This window comes from Desulfovibrio sp. X2, assembly GCF_000422205.1.
Lineage (GTDB): Bacteria > Desulfobacterota > Desulfovibrionia > Desulfovibrionales > Desulfovibrionaceae > Alkalidesulfovibrio.
In genome coordinates this window covers 245,763-251,762 of the sequence record NZ_ATHV01000004.1, presented here as the reverse complement: position 1 = coordinate 251,762, position 6,000 = coordinate 245,763, and the positions used below count along the sequence as shown (strand labels likewise).

Here is a 6,000-nt window from a genome sequence, read left to right as displayed (position 1 = left end):
CTTCCCCGGGGCGCTCCTTTTTCAAGGGGTCGTAATCGCATCGGGGGGAGCTCCGCTCCCCCCGCGTGCGTCGTCCGGTACTGCTAGTACTGCAGCAGGCTCGGGTTCGGGATCTCGATCTTGGCCTTGGAGCGCAGTTCCGCGACCACGGCGGTTATCAGCTGCTCGGCCTTGCGCTGGCGCAGGGTCTGCAGGAAGAAGCCGCGGCTCTTCTGCCAGTCCGCGTCCGAGGGCTCGATGAGCTCGGCGCGGCGCACGATGAGCACGCCGCCCGGCACGGTGAAGGCCTCGGGCAGCCAGGAGTCTTTCGGCGCGGAGAACACGGCCTGGGCCAGCTTCTCGTTGGTGCCCATGCCGGGGATCAGGCCCTGGCGGGTGAAGGGCTGGGTGGTGTGCACGCGGGCCTTGACGTCGGCGGGCAGCGAGCCGGTCTTCTGCAGCTCGGCCAGCACGGCCTTGGCCGCGGTCTGGGCCAGCTTCAGGGCGCCTTCCTGCCGCACCTGGGCCACGACCTGGTCGCGGACCTCCTTGAAGGGGCGGATGGCGGCGTCGCGCGCCAGGGTGCGCTGCACGAGCACGTAGCCGCCCTCCACGGCCAGGGGCGTGGTGTAGACCTCGTCCTGCTTGAGGCCGAAGATGGTGTTCACGTCGGCCTGGGCCAGGGAGGACAGCTCCTCGGGCGGCTCGTCCTGGGAGAAGGGCTTGGTGGTGTGCAGGGGGATGTTCAGGCTCTTGGCGATGGCGTCCAGCTTCTGGCCGGAGGCCGCGCGGGCCAGGGCCTCGTCCAGGAGGTCGGAGACCTTGCCCGAGGCCTTGTCCTCGGCGACCTTGCGGTCCACGTCCTGGATCACGTCTTTGAGCGGCGGCACGCCCTCGGGCTTCTTCTCCTCCACGAGGATCAGGTGGTAGCCGAAGGAGGTGCGCACGGGCTCGGAGATCTCGCCGGGCTTGAGCGCGAAGGCCGCGTCCTCGAAGGGCTTGACCATGGAGCCGCGCGAGAACCAGCCGAGGTCGCCGCCGACCTTGGCGCTCGGGCCCTCGGAGTACTTCTGGGCCGCGGCCGCGAAGTCCTTGGGGCTCTTGATGTGCGCGCGGATGTCCTCGATCTTCTTCAGCGCCTTGGCGGCCACGTCGGCCGGGGCGTTCTCGGGCACCTTGATGAGGATGTGGCGGGCGCGGACCATCGCGTCCTGGTGGAACTCGCTCTGGTGCGCGTCGTAGTAGGCCTTGGCCTCGGCCTCGGTGACCTCGTCGGGCTTGGCCAGCGCCTCGGGCGTGAACTCGAGGTAGGCCAGCTGGGCCATGGCCGGGGCCTGGTAGCGGGCCTCGTTCTTCTTGTAGTAGGCCTGGGCCTCCTCGTCCGTGACCTGGATCTTGTCCAGGTAGGCGTCCAGGGGGAAGGCCACGTAGTCGGCCTTGGCCTCCTCGCGGGCGAAGGTGAAGATGTCCTTGGCCTCGGCCTCGCTGACCACGGCCGTGGTCGCCAGGTGGCTCAGCATCTTCTGCGCCGTGACGTTTCGGCGGAAGGAGTCCTCGAACTCGCCGGGCGTCATCTTCTGGGCCAGGAGCACGCGGCGGTAGAGGTCGGGATCGAAGCGGCCGTTCGCGCCATGGAAGGCCTTGATGGAGGCGATGGCGTCGCGGACCTCGGCGTCGGAGACGGTCACGCCCGCCTGCTTGGCGGCCTGGTCGAGCAGGCTCTGGTCGATGAGCTGGTCGAGGACCTGGCGCTTGAAGTCGATCTGCTTCAGGGTCTCGTCCGTGACCTCGTGGAACTGCTCCTTGAGGCGCTGCATGTCGCCCTCGTACTGGCGCTTGTACTGGGCGAAGCTTATGGGGTTCCCGTTGACGTAGGCCATGGCCGAGGTCTTGCCCTTGGTCATGGAGCCCACGCCCCAGAAGACGAAGACCAGGATGATCACGCCGAAGATGATCTTCACGCCCCAGCTCTGGGCGTTCTTGCGCATCGCTTCGAGCATTGCTGAACCTGCCTTACGCGTTCGATTTCACGAAGTTGAGCAACCCGCCCGCCCGGATGATCTCGAGTTCCGAGGCGGAAAGGTCGTTTTTGAGGGAGATGGCCGCGCCCGTGGACGTGGTGGCCGTGACGACGCCGCCCGCGGTGATGGCCTCGGCCGGGATGGTCAGCTCGTCGCCGAGCGCGATCCTGTCGTAGTCGGCCTTGTCCGCGAAGAGCAGCGGCAGGATGCCGAAGTTGACCAGGTTGGCGCGGTGGATGCGGGCCAGGGACTTGACCACCACGGCCTTGACGCCGAGGTGCCGGGGCCCGAGCGCCGCGTGCTCGCGGCTGGAGCCCTGCCCGTAGTTCTCGCCGCCCACGATGACGCCCTTGCCCTCGGCCTTGATGCGGGAGACGAAGCCCTCGTCCACGCGGCCGAAGATGTGCATGCTGATGGCCGGGATGTTCGAGCGCAGCGCCGTGATCTCGGCGCCCGCGGGCAGGATGTGGTCCGTGGTGATGTCGTCGCCGACTTTCAGCAGCACCTTGGCGGAGACGCTCGCGGGCATGGCGTCGAAGGACTCGAGCGGCACGATGTTCGGGCCGCGCTGGATCTCGACGGAGGAGCCGTCGGCGGGCGGGTCCACGAACATGTGGCGGATGGAGGGCGGGTTCGCGGGCAGGCTCGGCCTGGCCGGGGCCTCGCCCCAGGTGCCGGGGTCGCTGAACTCGCCGCGCAGGGCCACCATGGCCGCGGTCAGGGGACTCACCAGGTAGACCTTGGCGTCCTTGGTGCCGGAGCGGCCCTCGAAGTTGCGGTTGTAGGTGCGCACGGACACGCCGCCGGAGATGGGCGAGCCGCCCATGCCGATGCACGGGCCGCAGGTGCACTCGAGCATGCGGGCGCCTGCGTCGAGGATGGGCTCGATGAGCCCCTCGTGCGCGAGCATCTTGAGCACCTGCTTGGAGCCGGGCGAGAGGAAGGTGTCGGTGTGCTCGGCCACGGACTTGCCCGAGAGCAGCAGGGCCACGCTCTTCAGGTCCAGGTAGGACGAGTTGGTGCACGAGCCGATGCAGACCTGGTCGACCTTCATGCCCGCGAGCTCGCGGATGGTCACGCGGCGGTCCGGCATGTGCGGGGCCGCCGCCAGGGGCTCGAGCTGCGAAAGGTCGATGACGACCTCCTCGTCGTAGGCCGCGTCCGCGTCGGCCGAAAGCTCGGTGAAGTCCTGCGGGCGGCCCATGGCCGTGAGGAACTCGCGGGCGCGCTCGTCGGCCGGGAAGATCGAGGTGGTGGCGCCGAGCTCGGCGCCCATGTTGGTGATCACCGCGCGCTCGGGCACGGAGAGGGTGGCCACGCCGGGACCGGCGTACTCGAAGACGCGGCCCACGCCGCCCTTCACGGTCAGCTCGCCGAGCAGGTGCAGGATGATGTCCTTGGCCGAGGCCCAGCCCGTGAGCTGGCCGGTGAGCGTCACCTTCACGACCTTGGGGCAGGGGATGACGTAGGGCTGTCCGGCCATGGCCAGGGCCACGGAAAGGCCGCCCGCGCCCATGGCCAGGCTGCCCACGCCGCCCGCGGTGGGGGTGTGGGAGTCGGAGCCGATGAGCGTCGCGCCCGGCTTGGCGAAGTTTTCCAGGTGCAGCTGGTGGCAGATGCCCAGTCCCGGAGGGGAGAAGACGATGCCGTACTTGGCCGCCACGCTGCGCAGGTAGCGGTGGTCGTCGGGGTTGCGGAAGCCCATCTGCAGCGTGTTGTGGTCCACGTAGCTGACCGAGAGGTCGGTCTTCACGCGGGGCACGCCCATGGCCTCGAACTGGAGGTAGGCCATGGTGCCGGTGGCGTCCTGGGTCAGGGTCTGGTCTATGCGCAGGCGGATCTCCGAGCCGGGGACCAGCTCGCCGCCGACCAGGTGGGCCGAGAGGATCTTCTGGGTCAGGTTCAGGGCCAAGGCGCGTCTCCTTAAAGATAGGGAAGGAAAGCGGGGGTTAGAAGGGGAATCCCCGGCCGATGTTCGGGGGCGCCGACTCGACGATGCCCTGGCGCAGCCGGTTCACGCGCACGCGGCGGAACTGCGCCTCGGTGAAGAGGCGCATCTTGGCGAGCCGTGCCTCGTGGATGGCGCGGGCATGGAAGATCCCGGCGGCCGGGTCCTCCTCGGCCAGCAGGCGGCGGGCCTCGGCCTCGCAGGCCGCGGCGTCGCGCTCGAAGTCCGCGATCTCGGCCTCGAGGCGGGCGATCTCCTCGGCCTCGGACTCGGCCGCGGGGCCGTCCGTGGGCCGGGGCGTCCGGTCGGCCGTCTGCTTCGGCATCTGCTGCGTCCGCTCCGGCATATGCTCCGGCATCCGCCCGGAATCAGCGGACGATGATGCGCCTGCGTTGCTTCGGCTGCTCATCGGGCTTCTCCTTGCGGGCGAAGAGGCTGCCCGAGATCGCGGGCAGACGGTTGTACAGGTTCCAGAACCCGGGCCACAGGCCTGCGGCCACGCCGGGGTTCTCCAGGGCCAGGGGGGCGTGGGCCAGGGAAAGGGCGCCCATGGCCAGGGCGCAGGCGGCGTCCGGGGCGTAGACGGGGCGGGGCTCGGTGAAGCCGGGCTTCACGTCCATCTCGCCGCCGGTCTCGCCGAGCAGCACGAAGTCCTTGCCCAGGGTCTCGAGCAGGGTTCTCGCCTCCTCGGCGGCGACGCCCTCGTCGCTGCCGCCCTCGGGCAGCAGCACGCGGGCGCCCTTGGGCGCGGCCGAGGCCAGGCACAGGGCCAGGGGCAGCAGGGCGCGCTCGCGCGGGGCGAAGACCGGGGTCTCGGGCCAGGGGCCGTCGGCGCAGACCATGCGCCCGCCCGCGAGGTCGAGCTTGGCGCCCGCGGCCTCGAGCAGGCCCAGGGCCTCGGCGGCCATGGGCGAGTCGGCGTCGGCCGAACCGATGAGCACGACCTTGCCCTTGCGGAAGCGGGCCAGGGAAAGGAGCAGGGTGGAGAGCACCGGGTCTGCGGGCAGGTCGGGCCGCTCGGGGACGCGCGGGGTGCCCGGGGAGACCTGGATCTCGTCCGGCGCGAGGCGCACCTCGATGCCGCAGCGGGCCAGGACCGGGGCCGCCTCGGCCACGCCGCGCGCGGCCGGGGAGTTCGGGAAGAAGCGCAGGCGCAGGCCGTGCTCGAAGCGCCAGGCGAAGAGCGCGAGGCCCGCGGCCATCTCCTCGGGGCAGTCCTCGGGCAGTCCCACCTCGCGCGGCGTCTCCACGCCGGACTCCAGGCGCACCGGCAGGCCGGGCGCGCGGCGGTCGATGGGCGCGAGGCGCGCGCCGAGCGAGGGCAGGAGGCGGGAGTAGGGGCCCACGTCCATGAGCTTCAGCTCGGGACCGCCGGAGAAGCGGCAGTTGGCCTGCTGCGCGAGCGCCGCGCAGAGCATCAGGGCGAAAGTCGTCTGCGAGCCGCCGACGAAGGGCGAGGAGCCGTCCATGGAGAGCCCCTGGCCGCCGCGGCACATGGCCTCGCTGCCTTCCCAGGAGAGCCCGCCGCCGACCTGGTTGAAGGCCTTGGCCATCTCGATGAGCGGGTCGGAGAGGACCACGGGCCCGACGCTCGCCGGGCTGCCCGCGAAGGCGGCCAGGGCCAGGAAGTACATGGCCTTGCGCGTGGAGGCCGGGGCCTCGCAGGAGACGTCCACCGCCCCGGAGGCCGGGGTCAGGAGATAGACCTGCTCGCGGGCCGCCGGGGCCTGGGCCGCGTCGTAGCCGAGCGCGTTGACCGCGATGAAGAGCTGCTTGGCGAGGCGGTCGGAGAGACCGGCCTTGTGCACGGTCTCGCTCCACGCGGCCCACAGGGCCTTCTCCTGGGGCGCGGAGACCACGGGCTTGCCTGCGGCGCGGCGGTCCGAGGCGATCTTGGCCAAAAGCTTCGTGCGGCGCACGAGCAGGGAGACGAGGCGGCGGTCGAGGTCGGCCAGATCCTGCGAGGGGCTCGGCCGCTTGGAAGGCTGTTGCGTGTTCGTCATTGGATGGATTTTCGTTCCTTAAATTTGAATCCGTCCTCCTAGCCTGAAT

The 6,000-nt window shown here is 70.4% G+C and carries 4 protein-coding genes; all 4 read right to left on the bottom strand.

The genetic code is table 11. The features are described 5' to 3' along the window. Positions 1–83: 83 nt before the first annotated feature. Genes DSX2_RS02575 through DSX2_RS02560 form a run of 4 tightly spaced genes read right to left on the bottom strand, consistent with a single transcriptional unit; the run spans position 84 to position 5,951 of the window. The gene (locus DSX2_RS02575; RefSeq protein ID WP_020879473.1) at positions 84–1,979 is read right to left on the bottom strand and encodes a SurA N-terminal domain-containing protein; all 1,896 of its coding nucleotides are present in this window, start codon (positions 1,977–1,979) and stop codon (positions 84–86) included. Between the two features lie 13 nt (positions 1,980–1,992). Further along, the gene (locus DSX2_RS02570) at positions 1,993–3,912 is read right to left on the bottom strand and encodes an aconitate hydratase (protein ID WP_020879472.1); all 1,920 of its coding nucleotides are present in this window, start codon (positions 3,910–3,912) and stop codon (positions 1,993–1,995) included. Positions 3,913–3,949: 37 nt separating this feature from the next. Then, positions 3,950–4,273: a hypothetical protein gene (locus DSX2_RS17395; RefSeq protein WP_152512812.1), complete on the bottom strand. Its 324-nt coding sequence runs from the start codon at positions 4,271–4,273 to the stop codon at positions 3,950–3,952. A gap of 43 nt (positions 4,274–4,316) precedes the next feature. Beyond that, entirely contained in the window at positions 4,317–5,951 is a 1,635-nt protein-coding gene (locus tag DSX2_RS02560; RefSeq protein ID WP_020879470.1) for a chorismate mutase, read from the bottom strand. Positions 5,952–6,000: the final 49 nt, after the last annotated feature.